This is a genomic window from Halobacteriovorax sp. RT-2-6 (assembly GCF_047085025.1).
Taxonomy (GTDB): Bacteria; Bdellovibrionota; Bacteriovoracia; order Bacteriovoracales; family Bacteriovoracaceae; genus Halobacteriovorax_A.
Window position 1 is genome coordinate 108,337 of sequence record NZ_JBKIYH010000002.1, and the last position, 17,312, is coordinate 125,648.

The 17,312-nt window shown below is 35.6% G+C and carries 15 protein-coding genes; 6 read left to right on the plus strand and 9 right to left on the minus strand.

The annotated features are described in order from the left end of the window. Positions 1 to 12: 12 nt before the first annotated feature. Complete coding sequence (locus tag ACMAYS_RS08955; protein ID WP_103219162.1) at positions 13 to 2,193, plus strand: cytochrome c biogenesis protein CcdA; 2,181 nt, start codon at positions 13 to 15, stop codon at positions 2,191 to 2,193. On the opposite strand, the gene ACMAYS_RS08960 is transcribed toward ACMAYS_RS08955, so the two are convergent. Further along, entirely contained in the window at positions 2,190 to 3,008 is an 819-nt protein-coding gene (locus tag ACMAYS_RS08960) for a flagellin (RefSeq protein ID WP_392992378.1), read from the minus strand. The two genes, ACMAYS_RS08955 and ACMAYS_RS08960, sit on opposite strands and share 4 nt — an antisense overlap. Before the next feature lie 171 nt (positions 3,009 to 3,179). Beyond that, on the minus strand, positions 3,180 to 3,458 hold the full coding sequence (locus ACMAYS_RS08965; protein WP_103219160.1) for an HPF/RaiA family ribosome-associated protein: 279 nt from the start codon (positions 3,456 to 3,458) through the stop codon (positions 3,180 to 3,182). Between the two features lie 206 nt (positions 3,459 to 3,664). Between ACMAYS_RS08965 and ACMAYS_RS08970 the strand changes: the two genes are divergently transcribed. Both ACMAYS_RS08970 and ACMAYS_RS08975 read left to right on the plus strand, forming a co-directional pair. Continuing rightward, complete coding sequence (locus ACMAYS_RS08970; RefSeq protein WP_103219159.1) at positions 3,665 to 4,183, plus strand: MotA/TolQ/ExbB proton channel family protein; 519 nt, start codon at positions 3,665 to 3,667, stop codon at positions 4,181 to 4,183. Next, complete coding sequence (locus ACMAYS_RS08975) at positions 4,180 to 4,578, plus strand: ExbD/TolR family protein (RefSeq protein ID WP_103219158.1); 399 nt, start codon at positions 4,180 to 4,182, stop codon at positions 4,576 to 4,578. Before ACMAYS_RS08970 ends, ACMAYS_RS08975 begins: the two co-directional genes overlap by 4 nt. Here ACMAYS_RS08975 and ACMAYS_RS08980 read toward each other — a convergent pair whose 3' ends face one another. From ACMAYS_RS08980 to ACMAYS_RS08990, 3 genes are all read right to left on the minus strand, one after another. Next, positions 4,579 to 5,709: a glycosyltransferase family 4 protein gene (locus ACMAYS_RS08980; protein ID WP_103219157.1), complete on the minus strand. Its 1,131-nt coding sequence runs from the start codon at positions 5,707 to 5,709 to the stop codon at positions 4,579 to 4,581. A 32-nt stretch (positions 5,710 to 5,741) separates the two neighbouring features. Beyond that, positions 5,742 to 7,211, minus strand: coding sequence for a LysM peptidoglycan-binding domain-containing protein (locus ACMAYS_RS08985; RefSeq protein ID WP_103219156.1), 1,470 nt, complete (start codon positions 7,209 to 7,211; stop codon positions 5,742 to 5,744). Positions 7,212 to 7,311: 100 nt separating this feature from the next. Continuing rightward, complete coding sequence (locus tag ACMAYS_RS08990; RefSeq protein ID WP_412463118.1) at positions 7,312 to 8,310, minus strand: enolase C-terminal domain-like protein; 999 nt, start codon at positions 8,308 to 8,310, stop codon at positions 7,312 to 7,314. A gap of 44 nt (positions 8,311 to 8,354) precedes the next feature. Between ACMAYS_RS08990 and ACMAYS_RS08995 the strand changes: the two genes are divergently transcribed. The 3 genes from ACMAYS_RS08995 (at position 8,355) to ACMAYS_RS09005 (ending at position 12,160) form a co-directional block, all read left to right on the plus strand. Further along, positions 8,355 to 9,296: a hypothetical protein gene (locus ACMAYS_RS08995; RefSeq protein WP_412463119.1), complete on the plus strand. Its 942-nt coding sequence runs from the start codon at positions 8,355 to 8,357 to the stop codon at positions 9,294 to 9,296. Between the two features lie 22 nt (positions 9,297 to 9,318). Beyond that, positions 9,319 to 10,962 (plus strand): hypothetical protein, encoded by a 1,644-nt coding sequence (locus tag ACMAYS_RS09000; protein ID WP_392992384.1) that lies wholly within the window; start codon positions 9,319 to 9,321, stop codon positions 10,960 to 10,962. A gap of 100 nt (positions 10,963 to 11,062) precedes the next feature. After that, entirely contained in the window at positions 11,063 to 12,160 is a 1,098-nt protein-coding gene (locus tag ACMAYS_RS09005; protein WP_103219152.1) for a type IV pilus twitching motility protein PilT, read from the plus strand. A 262-nt stretch (positions 12,161 to 12,422) separates the two neighbouring features. On the opposite strand, the gene ACMAYS_RS09010 is transcribed toward ACMAYS_RS09005, so the two are convergent. From ACMAYS_RS09010 to ACMAYS_RS09025, 4 genes are all read right to left on the minus strand, one after another. Beyond that, the gene (locus tag ACMAYS_RS09010; protein WP_103219151.1) at positions 12,423 to 12,668 is read right to left on the minus strand and encodes a hypothetical protein; all 246 of its coding nucleotides are present in this window, start codon (positions 12,666 to 12,668) and stop codon (positions 12,423 to 12,425) included. Positions 12,669 to 12,680: 12 nt separating this feature from the next. Next, entirely contained in the window at positions 12,681 to 14,882 is a 2,202-nt protein-coding gene (locus ACMAYS_RS09015) for a carboxy terminal-processing peptidase (RefSeq protein WP_103219150.1), read from the minus strand. A 125-nt stretch (positions 14,883 to 15,007) separates the two neighbouring features. Further along, complete coding sequence (gene thiI / locus ACMAYS_RS09020; RefSeq protein ID WP_412463120.1) at positions 15,008 to 16,195, minus strand: tRNA uracil 4-sulfurtransferase ThiI; 1,188 nt, start codon at positions 16,193 to 16,195, stop codon at positions 15,008 to 15,010. A gap of 11 nt (positions 16,196 to 16,206) precedes the next feature. Next, positions 16,207 to 17,298 (minus strand): cysteine desulfurase family protein, encoded by a 1,092-nt coding sequence (locus tag ACMAYS_RS09025; RefSeq protein ID WP_412463121.1) that lies wholly within the window; start codon positions 17,296 to 17,298, stop codon positions 16,207 to 16,209. Positions 17,299 to 17,312: the final 14 nt, after the last annotated feature.

The window sequence follows — 17,312 nt, forward strand, 5'->3', positions numbered from 1 at the left end:
AAGGAAAAAATAATGTACAAAATCCTACTGGCCCTGGCCATCACCCTCTTTGCCTACGCCGATAAAAAAGATTACTCAGACCTAGTGAAGGCCCAGGTAACAACGTTTGCTAAGAACAACAATAAGTACTTGGCCATTAACTTGAGAAATAAAGATGGTTGGCATACATACTGGCAAAACCCAGGGGATTCAGGTTTAGCGACAGAAGTTGAGTTTAAACAAGATGGCGATAAAATTGTACTGGATCTAGTGGAATGGCCAATACCACATAAGTTTATTGAGAAGGGTGATATTCAGACATTCGGTCACAAAGATGATTACTCGTATTTCTACTACCTAGGAAATTCATTTGATAATGCGAAGAATTTTGAAGTTCATTTAAAATACTTAATTTGTCATGACATTTGTATTCCACAGGAAAAGATAATTAAGGGTGACTTTGATGGTGGTGTTTTCAAATCTAAAGATAATCAAATCCAAGTAGCAAATTCTGAAATTGAAAAAAGATTTAATAACCTTCCTACTCTTAGAGAAACTCCAACATACCTAAATCTTCAATTAACAAAGTATGAAGGCGGACTTGCTCTTGTCTATAATATTACTGGTGAAAACCAAAAGCTTACGGCGGGACAAAATGTCCTGACACCTTATACAACGAGTCCAATCAGTTTTAAAAGAGAAGCACTCTATAAAGACACAAAAGGAAATCACTACGGACTCTACCAGTTAGATTGGGATGGAGAATACTTAGAGCCAGAATACCCTCTTCCGACAGATGGGCGTTTTGTTGAACCACTTGCATTTAAGTTTGTTTTTAATGACCCAGTTATCGGTGAAACATATCGAGTTGATTTTGACATTAATTCATTTGGAACAAATGAAGAGTCATTTAAAACATTCTACGCGAGACTAACAAAAGTTGATAATGATAGGCCTGTTCAAGATAAGAATATTGTAAGCAATGAGGAAGGCTCTTCTTCCCTACCTTACTTTCTTTTTATGGCCTTTATTGGTGGATTAATTCTAAATATCATGCCATGTGTTCTACCTGTTATCTCTCTTAAGCTATTTGGGCTAATTAAGCATTCGAATGAGAGTCGTTCAAAAGTATTAAAACATAATATGTTCTACTCACTAGGTGTCCTTGCTACATTTGCGGCACTTGCCTTTACTATTGTTGGCCTTAAAGCATCTGGTGAACAAATTGGTTGGGGTTTTCAGCTTCAATCACCAATGTTTGTAGCGATCATGGTCTTTGTCATCTTCACGATGGCGCTAAACCTCTTTGGTCTCTTTGAATTTAAAACTCCTGGTGGAACAAAACTTGGAAATGTTGAAGTTAGAAATACCTTCTACGGTGACTTTATTAGTGGTGTTTTAGCGACAGTACTTTCAACTCCATGCTCGGCTCCATTTCTTGGAACAGCTCTTACTTTTGCATTTTCAGAATCAAGTACAAATATTGTCATGATCTTTCTAGCAATTGGACTTGGTTTAAGTGCACCTTTTATTCTAACAGGAATTTTCCCTGCACTAATTCGCTTCCTTCCTAAGCCAGGTATGTGGATGGATCACGTGAAGAAACTTTTAGGATTAACTTTAATTCTAACAGTTGTCTGGTTACTTGATGTCTACTCAGCCCTTGTGGGATCACCTGTTGCGATGATGTATATCAATTCGGCCCTTGTCTTCACATTCTTCCTTTTCTATATGAGAAAGAATATGACAAAGAAAGCTCTAGCAACCTTAATCATTGTTCTTCCAGTCTTCTACTTAGGCTATTCTGCAATAACAACTCCACTTAATACTGGTGGTAACGGAAACTCTCTTATCGAAGACAAAAAAAGAGAAGGCCTTAACTGGACTAAATGGACACAAGAAGAAATGAATAAGCGCATTGATGAGAAGAAGCTTACATTTATTGATTTCACTGCTCGCTGGTGTATCACTTGTAAGGTAAATGAAAAGCTTGTTATCAATACTGACTCATTCAAAGATATGGTTGCTGAAAATAAGATCGATCTACTTCTTGGAGACTGGACTCGTAAAGATGAGGCCATCGGAAAATGGCTAGAGTCTCAGGGAATGGTTGGTGTTCCTGCTTACTTTGTGATCAATGAGAATGGTGAGTTAATTAAGCTAGGTGAAACAATCACTCTTGGTAAAGTTAAGAAAGCTCTTGGAGTAAACTAACCAAGAAGCTTTGCAATTGCTCCTGGCGCAGTATTAGCTTGCGCTAGGAATGCTGTTGCAGACTCCATCTTAATCGAATCGAGGGCCTTTGCTGCCGTCGCTTTTGCAATATCTGTATCTTCTATTTTTGATCTAGCCGCTTCAGAGTTTTCATAATTATGCTGAAGATTAGCACTAGTACTTTCTACTCTTTTCATCGTTGAACCAACCTTGGCCCTAGAATGTGAGATCTTATCAATTAAAGCATCTGCAGCTCCCATTGCAGATCTCGCCCCTTCTTTTGTCAGAACGTTTTGATTAAGAAGCTTACGATTTGAAGTCATTACATCACTGATATTGTACTTGATACGATCATTCTTCTCTGAGTTACGAATACCAATTTGCATTTCAAGATCACGGCCACCATTTAAAAGTTTAGTGCCATTATATTCAGCATTTTCTTGAATACGTATGATTTCACGTGCAAGCTGCTTGAATTCACGGTTTGTATTGGCGCGATCACTATCGTTATAAGTATCAGTTGCCATTTGGATAGAGAGCTCTTTTAAGCGAATTGCAATATCTTGCATACTCCCCATTGTTGCATCAGCAACCTCGAGCATTGAAAAACTATCGTTTGAGTTTCGTTGGGCCTGAAGATTAGAGCGATTCTGTGCAGACATCTTTAGGGATATAGCTGCGCCGGCCGGATCAATTGCGGCCTGATAAATGCGCTTTGCACCTGCTAGTTTGCGAACCTCACTCGTCTGGTGATCGTTCACTTCACCTAGCATTCTTTGCGCCAGCTGTGATGTGACATTAGTCCCTACTCTCATCCCTGAAGACTACCCTTTAAATTTTCGGCCCTTTCCACCATGAAAGGGTCTACTACTTAAAATTTATCGGAAAAAAATGCCCAAAGTTTATACGTGTAAGTAAAAAACTTTGGGCACTTGTCTAGTTAGAATTGAGAGCCGTAAGCCGACTGTTTTGGTATCTTATTTTAATTAGCTAGCAATCTTCTGATCGCGATACCAGCTTTTAAAAGCAACTAAGACACCAGCAGCTGCTTGATAAACATTATCTCCTTTGGCTTTTTTGTGGAACTGATGTTTGTGACCGTTCACATTGGCCGAGAATACATATTCTGGACCTTTCTTATCGGCCACGAACTGAATATGACCCACATTTCTAAAGTCGTTTGAAATTCCTTTCAACTTTTTAGCTACGTAATCCTCAAAAGCTGGTGAGTGATCAACGTTGTGAAAGCTTAATTCATAGTTCATAGGACCTCCAATTTTTTCCTGTGTTCCTCTATGAATATATAATATCAGGCCAGCACAATTAATTATCTGAGCTATGTTAGATTTTTGTAAATTTCTCTAAAAGTAATAAATTGTTTGATTTGAGCATATCTGATCAAAATATTTTAGTGTTCTCATGGCCCCATTTTTATAATAAAATTAAAATGTTTTATAATAAAGGAGACGCAATGCGCTTATATGAATACATCCAACAGGGTGGCTTAATTATGTATATTCTACTATTTATCAATGTAGTAGGATGGGCAATCATGTTATCAAAAGCTTATTTTCTTTCAGTTGAAATGAAAATGACTTCTCAAACTTCAAGCGATATTCAAAAGAGGATAAAAGATAATGGTGAGCACATGGACACCTCATCAACTATTGAAATTGCAAAGCAGTACCTTGCTGGCCACATCATGAATGTTGAAAAGGGTCTAAACACTGTAAAAATTATTGCAACGATCTCACCTCTTCTAGGTCTTCTTGGTACAGTAGTTGGTGTACTTACGGCCTTCCACGTAATGTCAGAAACAGGTCTTTCAAATCCGGCTTCATTTGCACAAGGGATTTCAATGGCACTTATCACGACAGTTGGTGGAATGATCGTAGCGATTCCACACTTTGTTGGTCACAACTACCTACTTGGTTCAGTTGATAAACTAGAGACAAAACTAGAAAAAGAAATCATGGAAAAAGTTCTATGAGTTCACGCACAAAAAGAACAAGACAAGAAGCAAATGCTGACATCACTCCATTGATTGATGTTGTCTTTTTACTTTTGATCTTCTTCATGACTTCAACTGTATTTAAGAAGTCTGAGCTTGCGCTACTTTTAAATCTTCCAAAGACAGAGTCTGGTGAAAAGGCCTCTGCAGATTCTAAAGTTTTAACAATTGAATTATCAAAAGAAGAAGTTGCAATTGCTGGTAAGAAATACACTATCGATGAATTAGATACTGAGTTAGCATCTATTCAAGATAAGAATAAACCAATTGATCTAAGAGTTGATCAAGAAGTTCAGTACTCGAGGCTAGTGCGTATTTTAGATGTGTTAAAAAAATACAGCCTAACTAACCTCTCACTAATCACTGAAAAGTAATTACATACTCGAATACAAATCAATTAAATTCTGGGCCGTCTTACGACGATGAAATTTTTCAACGAAGTTACGGCCCGCTTCTACCATCTCAAAGGCAAGATCAGGATTCGTAAGTACGTTGACAATTTGCTCACTCATTTCGTGTTTATTACTTGGATCAATATAAATCGTATTAGGGCCACCCGCTTCAGGAAATACGGATCCTTTAGAAGTAATCACAGGTGTCTTCGAAAATAACGCCTCAATAATTGGAATACCAAATCCTTCAAAGAATGATGGAAAAACAAATAAATCACTTCGTTGGTAAAAAGCTGGAAGGTCATCATTAGTCACATTTGAAAGAATCATGATACGATCTTCAAGTCCTTTAGAGTGAATATAACTTTCAACCTCTTTCTTGAAACTTCCACCATTTCCGATAATAACAAGCTTATGATTAATCGACTTCTTAATATCTGCATAGGCCTTAACAAGAGTTAGAACGTTCTTATTAGGCTCAATTGCACCAACATAAAGAATAAACTTCTCGTTCACACCATAGCGTTCAACTGTAGAAACCTGTTTCTCAATAGGAATTGGAGAATAGAAACGAGGATTACAAGTTTGATATACAACCTTGATCTTATTTGGATCACAGCCAAGATAATGAATTAAATCACTCTTCGTTTGCTCACATATTGCTAAAATAACATCTGCAACTTCTGTCGCGTACTTTATTTTTCTAAGATAAACTTGTCGATCGATCCATTTGAAGTTTTCAGGAAAACGTAAGAATAAGAGATCGTGAATTGTTACAACTGACTTGATTCCCGTCTTCTCAATACCGTGAGGTAGTTCATGAGATAAACCATGAAAAATATCAATCTCTAGCCTCTTTGCTTCATCTGCAACTTTAAAAGATCGCCATGCTGCTGGAAATTTTTTAGACCAAAAGTCAGAAGGTTTAACTACATTCAAATTATCATATTGATCTAGCCAGTGAATGGCCCTTGGGTCATCAAATTCTGGTGTAAAAAGATAATATGAGTTCTGTGAGTGATAGCGACTTAAACTTGCAATGAGGTCCCTAGAATAATTCCCTAGACCTCTGAAGTTATGAAATGCTCTCTTTGCATCAAATCCAATTTTCATTTGATTAGTATAAGGGAAAGGCCACTATTTGCCTATCCCTCACTTGGAACTTTTATCACTTGTCCTGCATATAAAGCAGAACCTGAAATATCATTTACTTTCTTGATTGTTCCAATCGATGTATTAAACTTACGTGCAATGGCAGTTAAGTTATCACCACGACGTACGCGGTATTTCTTATATGCAACACTTGATGGAACTCTTGTTGTAGAAACCTTTAGTCTCTGTCCAATGAAGATTCTGTTTCCTTTAAGATTATTCAATGTCTTAATATTTGAAACTGTTACACCGTACTTACGTGCAATATCAATTAAGTTATCACCTCTAGCAACTTTATGAGTAACGATATCGCCTTTAGTCTGATACTTAAGCCTTTGTCCAACAAGAATCTTAGAACCTCTAATTCCATTAATTCTCTTTAGATCAGTTACTCTAACACCTAGACGATTTGCAATAATTGAAAGGTTATCTCCACGTCTTACTTTATAAAATCCAGAAGATTTTTTATCAGAAGAGTTGGAAGCAATATTGATATACTTACGTGTTTCATACTCTGCTAATGAATCATAATCAGTAAACTCACTTGAAGGTAGGAAGATGCTTTGAGTATGTCTTCTTTGTACCTTTACCCACTTTCTTTTTAAATCTGGATTTAAAACTTTAAGTGTTTTTAAATCAACACCCTGAGCGCGTGCTAATTTGTAAAGATCAAATGAACCTTTTACGTTGAGTTGCTTTACTTTCTCAAAAGGACTATCTTTTGATTCTGTAATCTTCATTCCGTATTTACCTGGATTATTATAGATCTCACGTACAGCAGCGACCTTTGGCACGTAATAGATTGTTTCTGTAGGAATTAACTTACGTGAAACAAGTTTCATATAATCACGTGTCTTACCTTTTCTAATCGCTCTAATGATACCGTACTCACCTTTATTATAGGCAACAAGAGCAAGCTCCCATGAACCAAAGATATTATAAAGATCTTTAAAATACTGAGCAGCTGCTTCAGTTGATTTAATGATATGAGTTCTCTCATCAACGTAGCTATCAACTCTTAACTTATATCTAATACCTGTTGCCTTAATGAACTGCCAAGGACCTACTGCAGCGGCCTTTGATTTGATAAAAGTATTGTAACCAGACTCGATTAAGCCTACGAAAAATAAATCTTCCGGTATACCGTGTGAGCGCATAATCTTTTCGATTACATTACGATAGCGTGCACCATTATTAACATATCTAAGAAATAAATCTCTTTCTTTTTCTGTAAAATACTTAACCCAAAAATCGAAATGTTTCTGGTGATAGTGAAGTTCAAGTTTATCCATATTGTTGATGGTGTAAGCCTTTACACTACCTACATCTTTAGATTTATACTTTACGACTTCCTTTACAATTACTTTTGGATTTTGTGCCGGTGTTTCACTAACATATGTTGGCTGAACGTTTGCACATGATACAAGAATAAATAAAGGTAATAAGATATTGATTTTTTTCATTGGGCTCCCAAAAAGCTTCAATACAGGTTTTTCTGTAATTTTACCAATTTACATATCTTACTATTTTAAATGAACACCACAATTTTTCGAGGGGGGGAATTTAATTCATATTAGACAAAATCACTTTTCCTTTTTCCCAAATAACATGAGGCCCTGAATCGTCTTTCAATTTTGTAAAACCATCAAAATCAAAATAATCAAAACCATAAGCAATATTGAAAAGTGACGCAATTCCCACTGTTGATTCAACCATGCAGCCAAGCATTGTCTTAAGTCCTAGCTTCTTTGCTTGTTGAAGTTGTGAGAAAGTCTTCATCAGGCCATTTGCCTTTGAAGTTTTAAGAACAACGCCATGACAAAGGTCTTTAAAAGGATCAAGAAATCGATGATCTTCAATGCCTTCATCAAGAAAAACATCGATTGGTGACTTTTCTTTTAATTCTTTATAAAGGTCGAACTCATTTCGATAAAGCGGTTGTTCGATAAAAAGTACATTCTCATCTTCTATCATAGCTAAATGCTCAAGTAATAATTCGAGATTACTCCCATATGACTCGTTAGCATCTAAAACGAATACACGCTTTGATTCATTTATAAGTTGTACCTGAACAGGAAATGTTTCATGTGTAATCTTTAATTTGATAACCCCATTAGTATCTGCATCATCAAGCAGCTTTCTTCCTTCTTCTATTGTTTCAAAAACTGGAAATGAATCTAATGAGTCTACGCTTTTAACTGTATTAGTACCTAAAATTTTCCATGGACTAAGTTCAGTGGCCTTCACAAGATAATCTAAGAAAGCTGTTTCCACCCCTAGTCTTAGACGAGGAATATAAAAATCATATTGGTCTAGATATTGTGTTAACTCATTATATTGAACAATACCTGCATTTTCATAATCTGATGCAAAACGCTCAAGTTCTTGTTTTAAATCTTCGACGCAGATATTCTCTTTTGAACCATAGCTAATTTCCCCAACTCCCTTGTATTCACCATTTTTAAGAGTCACGTAGATAATCTCTTTGGCCAAAACCTCGGCCCCTGAAATCTTCCATGGTTTATTTAAGTTAACTAGTCGTGTATCTATTGCCCATTCCATATTATGCCTTAAAGCGTTAAAATAATTATTAAAAAGACTAAAATATGTTACCAAAAATAATTTCAAATATCACACTAGCATTTATTGCCATCGTTTTGGCCTACATGCTTGCGCCTCTGTTTAAAGAGTTCTTTGATGGAATCTTTAATCCTCATAAGAAATCAAACAAGTCTCATTCAAAAGAAGAGTTTGATGAGATGGTTCGAAGAAAGATTGAAAGAATGTCTGCTACAGGTAATTCAAACTCAACTCAAGCAACGGGGGCCAAAACAACGAAAGGATCTCAAAGAACCTTTCTCTCTTATTTTGAAGAAAAGAAAATGTTTGCAAGTAATGAAGATTTAAATTTCTTTATAGGTCTTCAGTCGTCTCTTCAGTGGGGAGATTTTAAAGAAGGTGAAGAGATATTAAATCTATTACGTAAAGATTTTAAATTTGATAAAGAAGAGCTATCTCCCCTAATAAATCCTTTTATAAAAAGTTTCTTTTGTAAGGAAGAGCTATTGAAAGTAGCAAAGCTAAACAAATCAAGTCTTTCAAAAGAATCCTTTCTGTCAGCTGCAACAACGGCATTTTTCTTTCAAAACATAGAAAGAATTGAACACAAGCGCTTTAATAAACTAACACTTAAGCTACTTATAGCTTTATCCACAATAAAAAGTGATAGAGTAGCAATTCTTGAAGGCTTTATAAGAAGCGAAGAAATATCCTTACCGATTAAGAAAGACTCTTTATTTACTTCGCTGACAAAGAAGATGAACTCTTCATATGATGAGATTTTTGCACTTTTTCCAATTGATGAAAATAAATTAAGTGATGAATTTAGTTCACTAAAAGAAGAAAGTGACCGAAAAAAGAAATATAAGAAATTAGTGCAAACCTATCATCCAGATAAGTGGCAGGCAGAATTAAAATCAAAGATCATTGATGATCGTTTAAATGAAAACTTTAATAAGATTCAAAATATTTATAATAAAAATAAGTAATTGATATAGAGAGAAGTAAAAGATGCAAAAGAGAAAAGAACAAATTATCAATAATATTGAATGTGAGCTAATTAAGATTGTAAGCGAAACAAATGGTATCTCTTTAAATGATACCCTAGAGCTACTTGTGCACTCACCTAGTATTCGCGACAATCAATTATTAGAGAAGCCAGTTCTTGAATTTATGAAGCTACTCTCATCTTTTCAAATTGATGAAGTTGATATTGAAACTCTTCTCAATCACCCTGTATCAGATGCAGTTTTTAACTTTTTTCAAAAATTTCCAATTCCATACTACGAAGAACATATCCACCTAACAGGATCTTTAAATGCAGAATTTATCTATCCACGTTTAAAGAAACTTCTAAGTGGTAAGAATAAAAAAGTTTACGAAAAGAGAATTGCAGAAGTTTATGGAGATGATGCTCTCCCAATTAATAGTATAGAAGATGTCGATAACCTTATTCGACTTAAAGAAGGCGAACAATTTGCAACTTACCTTCGAATACTCTTTTTAGCAAAGCTTATCCTTACATCTAAAAAGGCCCATCAAGATGCTGCCTATCATATGGCAAAAGAATTGTACGAAAATTATAACGTCGGAAGTATTCGTCTAAAGTTTACATTATCTCGTGCTTCAAATATGGATGCAGAACAAATCCCTGGTATCGGAGAAGTTACTGAAGAAGATGTTGTTCTAGGACTTTATGAAGGTTTCAAGAAATTTCAAAAAGAAGTACCAAGTTTCAAATTTATTCTATCTCCGTCTTTTAGAAAAGAATTGAACTTCTTTGATGACATTAACTTTGAGACTAAGAAAGAACACTTTGAGCATCAAGTGGATGCCCTACTCGATATCTTGGAAAAGTATCCGTACTTAAAAGAGAACCTAGTAGAAGTTGACACAGTTGGAGATGAGAAGGCCCTTTATCGTAAGGCGCACTTTAAAGAGCTTAAAAGTGGACTACGTAAGCTTCAGTACCGTGGATTAAAGATTCGCTCTCACCACGGAGAGACTTGGTTGACTTTAAAAAAAGGAATTCAATCTGTCGATAATGCTATGAATATTTGGCATATTGATACACTTGAACATGGGCTAAGCCTTGGGATTAATCCTAACTATTACTACCACCGTCTCTTTCAAAGAATAGTTGAAGCAAATGCAAAACATCAACCGATTGATAAGAAATCAACAGAAGGACATGAGCTCGAAGAGATGGAGTGGGAATCTTATTCTATTGGAGTAAAAAAGAAACTCTTTAAAGGTGAGCCACTTGAAGCAGATGAAGTGACTTTACTATTAAAGACTAAATTTCATAATGCACGTGAAGTTGAACACTATCAACACGATATTCTAAACCGTATTATTCAAAAGAGTGTTTCACTTGTTGCGCTTCCATCATCAAACCTTAAGCTCACAGGAGTTTTCCCAGACTTTAAAGACCATCCATTTTCATGGTGGGAAAAGAAAGGCGTTAAGCTTGGGGTTGGAACAGATAATTACATTACCCTTTCGACAAATTTCATTCGAGAGATGCTGATTCTACTCTACTCAGACCCAAAGAACCTTAAGATCACAAAGCTTCTAATGCTTACGACTAAGGAGTCGAGAAGGCCTTATATTAGTAATCTTCTATGGGAAATGCGAAAGAAATACGCGAAGTAAGATATTAATATTACATAATACTAAACTTTTTTGCGCGGTCTTCCGACAAGTCTCTATCTATCTATGATTTATAGAAGCTATACGATGAAGGACGTAATTAATGACATTTGAGTACTCTCATTTCAAGTCACTAATCAATGTCGCTATTGACAACAATGCGAGTGACATACATATAAGGGCAGACGAAACCCCTTGCTTTAGAATAAGTGGTGACATGGTCGCCGTTAAATCAAATAAATTACTAACCCAAGAAAGCATCTACGATATCCTTCGCCTACTCGTTGGAGATAAGGAACAGCAAGAGCTTGAGGCAATCAAGGATCTCGATGGCTCTTTTGACTTTGAAGATAAGTGTCGTCTAAGATTTAATTACTTTAAATTCAACAATAAGAATGGCCTTGTTTTTCGTGTCATTAAAAAAGAAATTCCAAGCTATAAGGCCTTAGGCTTAAGTGATTCACTAAAACAAATTATCCGTGCTAAACGTGGACTAATTCTTGTTACAGGAGCGACAGGCTCTGGTAAGTCGACGACTCTTGCAAGTATGATCAACTATATTAATGAGCGTCGTGCAAAACATATTATTACAATCGAAGATCCAATTGAATATATCCATGAACAAAAAAAATCACGTGTCACCCAAAGAGAAATTGGAGTGGATACCGATAATTTTGAAGATGCTCTAAAATATGCTCTAAGACAGGACCCAGATATTATCTTACTTGGAGAGCTCAGGGATCAAAAATCAATCGAAATTGCTCTAAAGGCATCTGAAACTGGTCATTTGGTACTAGCAACGATTCATACGACAGATGCGATATCGACAATTAGTCGAATCATTTCAATGTTTCCAGGTGAAGAACAGGCCGATGCACGAAAACGTTTGGCCGACTCCCTTTATGCCACAATCTCACAACGAATGATACGTTCAAAAAAATCTGCTAATGGTGTACGAGTTGCCCAAGAAATTATGGTCACTGGCCCAGGTGTTAAAGAATGTATTCGTGGAGATGAGCCTCTTGATCGCATCATTCCAATTATTGAAAATGGTGGAACAAATTCAGCAGACATCCCTTGCCAGAGTTTTGATCAGGCAATCCTTAATCTTCTTGAAGGTAATTATATTAGTGAGGAAGATGCTGCTAAGGAAGTGCGAAGCGCAAGTGACTTCATGAGAAAACTGATGCTGACAAAGTAGTAAACAAGAACGCTACCTCAAGAATAGAAAAGGCCCTGGTGGGGGCCAGGGCCAATCCGTCTAACGCGAATTAGACTAACTTGATGTGAGGATAGTAAGAAAAGACTTACATGGTATTTATTATTCGCCATTTTTCCCTTTTTATTAAGAGGAAGAAATTTCAGCAAATAAAAAGTAAAAGGCCAAGTACTTATGACTTGGCCTTTGTTAATTTAAAATATAAAAATAATCTAAAACTTTTACTCTTTTTTACCTTAAAAAATTATTTTTGATGTGAAAGAATCTCTTTTACGACTTTATCAACCAGCTTTTTTGCATCATCACATTGAGTCTTCCAATGTGCATGATCTAAACTAGGATCGTGATTCATTAACAACTCTCCTAAGGCCTTAGTGCTATCATTAAATTTTCTAAGTAGCTCAACTGATAATTGCTCATCATCCATTTCCTCAAGAACTGCCATCACATGATCAATATCTGAATTATCAATTAATTTATTAAAATCCATTTCTTATCCTTATTATTTCTTTGCTTCTTGAGCAATCATATCACGCATAATATAGATTGCTTCCTCAAGCCCTGCATCCTTACGTAGAGATGATACCCATTCTTCCTTACGTTGTTTAAAGTCTTCTTTCCACTGCTTTTCATCACCTTCTTTTACAGTCTCATGTGACTTTAGTGATTCTTCGAAGTGAGTAACAACTAAATCTTTATTTTCTAGATCTAGTTTTAGACTTTCTAGCTTCTTCTTATTTGCCTCTTCTTCTTTCATCCAAGAGTCAATATTAAGCTTAAGCTCAGTCTCTTTACGTCTCTTCTTAAGGTAAGCAACGCTCTCTTCAATCTTTTGCATGCGCTCATCTTTTTGAACACGTTTTTGAGACTCACTAATAAGCTTTTTCATATCATAAGACATACCTGCCCACTTCTGATATTTCTTTGGCTTAATTTCATCCCACTTAAGTGAGTAAGTTAAATCCTTTTCACGGTTTTCAGCATATGACATTGGATCTGGAATTACAATATCAGGTGTTACACCTTTATACTGTGTTGATACTCCATTTATTCTGTAGAATTTTTGGATCGTAAGTTTTAATGCTCCAAACTCTTCACCAATCATTTTATTTAGACCTTGATCAAGGCTATAGACAACCTGAACAGTCCCTTTACCGTGAGTAACTGCACCACCAACAATTACAGCTCTCTTATAGTCTTGCATTGCTGCCGCTAGAATCTCTGATGCAGAAGCTGAATAACGGTTAACCATAACAATTAGTGGGCCACCATATTCAATACTTGGATCTTCATCTGCAAGAGTTTCAACTTGATTCATATAGTTTCTAGTTTGAACAATTGGCCCTTCCTTAATAAATAGACCTGACATAAGTTGTGCATCTGTCAGGGCCCCACCACCATTATTTCTAAGGTCAAGGATGACACCATTAACTTTTTGTTTCTTTAATCTTTTTAGTTCAGCTCTTACATCATCAGTACAATTAATCGTTCCATTAAATTCACGGTAGAATTTCGGAACATTAATATATCCAAACTTACCTTTCACACCTTTAAGTTCAAGAACTGAAGACTTAGCAAAAGAGGCCCCCATCTTAACAACATCTCTTGTGATACCAATTGACTTACGTGAGCCATCGGCCTTCTTAACATGAAGCTTAACAACTGTTCCTTTCTTACCACGAATGTATCTAACGGCATCATCAACTCTCATCCCAACAAGATCAACCGGCTCCTTCTCTGAGTCACCTTCGCTTACAGCAAGAATTAAATCATCAACTTCAAGTTCCTTTTGTCTCCATGCAGCTCCACCTGGAACGATTTCAACAACTTTGATATAACCTTCATCTTCAGATAAGACAGCACCGATACCTTCAAGTTGCCCTGACATATCGATATCAAAATCTTCTTTTCTCTTTGGAGCAAGGTACGCTGTGTGCGGATCAAATACAGCACCAACAGAGTTATAGAAAAGCTCCATATAGTCATCTCTTGTGTCTTTTAAAAGTCTTTCGAAATAAAGGCGATATTTCTTGTCGATAGCTTCGTGGGCCTTAGCTACGATTTCTTTTTCAGTTAGAATTTTTTCAGACTCAAGCTTCTTCTTTCCATTCTTTTTATTCTTAGCAGTCTTTTTAGCATTCTTCTTAGGATTCTTGAGGTCTTCTTGGTCTTCTTTAATCGAGATATAACGGGCCATTACTGATTGCTTATAAGTAAGGCGCCAGTTCTTTTCAAACTCACTCTTATCTTTTGCAAAATGTCTTTTTTCTGGGTCTAGCTCAACAACTTCATTTCCATGAAAGTTAAACTTACCTTTAAACATTTTCTTTCTTAAAGCATCTGCTTCTTCAATTCTTTGCTTTTTAATTTTCATGGCATCAAGAACAAGCTTGTAGTTTCCTGATCTCATCTCATCATCCATTAAAGACTCATACTTCTTAAGTTCTTTAACATCCGAATCATATAGAAATTGCTTTGAGTAATCGACTTTTTGAACAAATTCTTTGAAAGCATTTTTAGAAAGATCATCATTAACTTTTAATTTTTTATAATGAAGTTTTTCGAGAACATCGATTAATAAGTTCCCTAAAACTTGATCTTTATTAATACTAAATAAACCATTTTCCGCTCTTAAAACAAATGGCGTTGATAAAAGAATGAGACCTAAAAATAGTCCCAACGACTTTCGAAATTTCTTGTGCATTGAAGCTCCAATTCTAATAATATTAGGTAGTTCCTAAATTATATTTTAAAGCCTCTTCAGTATTAATCAAAGATTAATTATTCAGGAAGAAATTACTTGCAACGCACAATAAAATCTCATTCCGCTCATTTTTTTTCAAAGTTACCTTGAATATCATACTGATATACTTCAGCATTATTAACGCATTCTTTAATTAACTCTGATAAATCATGCTCTTCGCAAAACTCCATAAAGTACTTTATTTCTGCCTTAATTACTGGATGTTTCGGTGCAAACATTGAACAAGCGTCATCATGTGGAATAATAGATGTTTCAAATGTATCAATCTTTTTGGCCTCTGTAATGATGTCCAGCTTATTCATCCCAATAAGTGGCCTCATCACAAGCATCGGACAAGAACGATCAAGTACACTCATATTCTGAAGTGTCTGACTTGAAACTTGTGAAAGGGCATCTCCCATAATTAGGGCACTCGCCTTTGTTCTTCTTGCAAGATACGCAGAAGTATCCATCATATATTTTCTAAAAAATAATGTTCTGTAATCTTCCTTACAATTTTTTGCAATATAGTTTTGAATATCTCCATAAGGAAGAACATATAATTTAAAGCTATCCTGAAATTTAGAAAGAATTTTTCCAAGCTCTAAAATCTTATCTTTTACTTCCTCTCCAACATATGGATAGGCATAGAAGAAAGCAAAAGATTGTCTCACGCCTCTTCTTGCCATTAAATAACTAGCAACAGGTGAATCAATCCCACCAGATAAAAGAGTAATAGCATGTCCGCTTGTCCCTACAGGGAGACCACCAATACATGGAATCTTTTCCCAAGATAGATAGATCTCTTCATTCATGACTTTTACATCAACCATGAGATCAGGATTTTTTACATCAACTTTAAGTTCCGTATTTTTTAAGATTGCAGTTGCAATATAGCGGTTAATTTCATCACTATTTTTTGGAAATTGTTTAAGAGCTCTTTTTGTTTGAACTTTAAAAGTCTTAATATTTGATAATTGACTTAATTCTTTTACGGCAAGATCACAAACATAATCAAGATCTAATGGACACGCTCGCATCGGAGTAACAGAGCTTAGGCCAGCAACAGAAGTTAATCTATGGATTAGTTCTTCACTAAACTCTTCTTCACTTTCGGCCACTAGTCGCTGTTGATTATTTTTTAGCTTCCAAGATGTGTGATGATACTTACTAAATATTCGACTTAGATTTGTCTGAAGTTTCTTATAGTAGCTCTTTCTGTTCTTACCCTTAAGCCATAATTCATCAACTGTTAAAATTAAACTTTTATACATCTTTATTATTCCTATTTAATTAAAAAACCAATTTCTTCAATAACTTCGCCAAAACCTTTTAAAAGGCCTTCCACCTCTTCTTGTGTTGTTGACTTACCAATCGATATCCTAAGAATATTTTTATGAAACTTCTCTTCAATCCCAAGTCCTGCAAAGAGAGGGTTTAATCCCTTAATCTTTGATGAACAAGCTGTAGATGAAGAGATCATGATTCCCTTGGTTTCAAGGTGTCTCATGATGATATCACTAGCAATTCCCTCAAAGAGAACACATAGAATAAATGGTGAAGTATTTCGATCCTCAAATGGATAACTTATATTTTTATGTAGAGCACTTAGCCCTTTTTTAATTACTTCTTTAAGAACTTCTGCTTTTTCAAATGAACTCTCTAAATCCTTAAAGGCCAATTCACATGCTCTCTCAAGAGCTACAACAAGAGAAGTAGGAGGTGTCGATGCTCTTAGGCCTTTTTCATGTGCACCACCTCTTAGGTAGCGTTTAAGAAATTGAACCTTACTTTCTTTAAAAATAAGACCGCCAATTCCTCTTGGACCTCCCATTTTATGAGCACCAAAAGTGACATAATCAATTTCAGAGTCTTTGAGTGTGAAAGGAACCTTACCAAAGCCTTGTGTCGCATCCACATGAACGAGACACTTTCTATTCTTGGCCTTCACAGCTTGCGCTATTTTTTCAACTTCAAAGTATTGTCCAGATTGCGAGTTAACAAGGCTGATACATACAAGTTGTGTTTCACTTGTTACGCCATCGACAATTTCATCGATGCTTTTATAACCTTGTCCATTATCAATGACTTTAGTGACAGAAGGATGATCTCCACTTAAAAAAATAATCCCCTCCTCAATCGAGCGAATCACCTGATTATTTGCTTCAGTTGCAGAAGAAGTGAAGATTAGGCCATAGTTTTTTGCCAGAATAAGTTTTAAGATATTACTTCTAGCATCCTCAATTTTCTTAGCACATTCCTTTCCTGCTAAATGCTTAGCAGCAGGATTTGGATAGTCCAGTTCGAAGCTTTGCGATAAAACTTCAATAACTTCAGGATAGAGCTTAGTTGAGGCAGCGTGATCAAAATAGTACATAATTTGCCTTATAC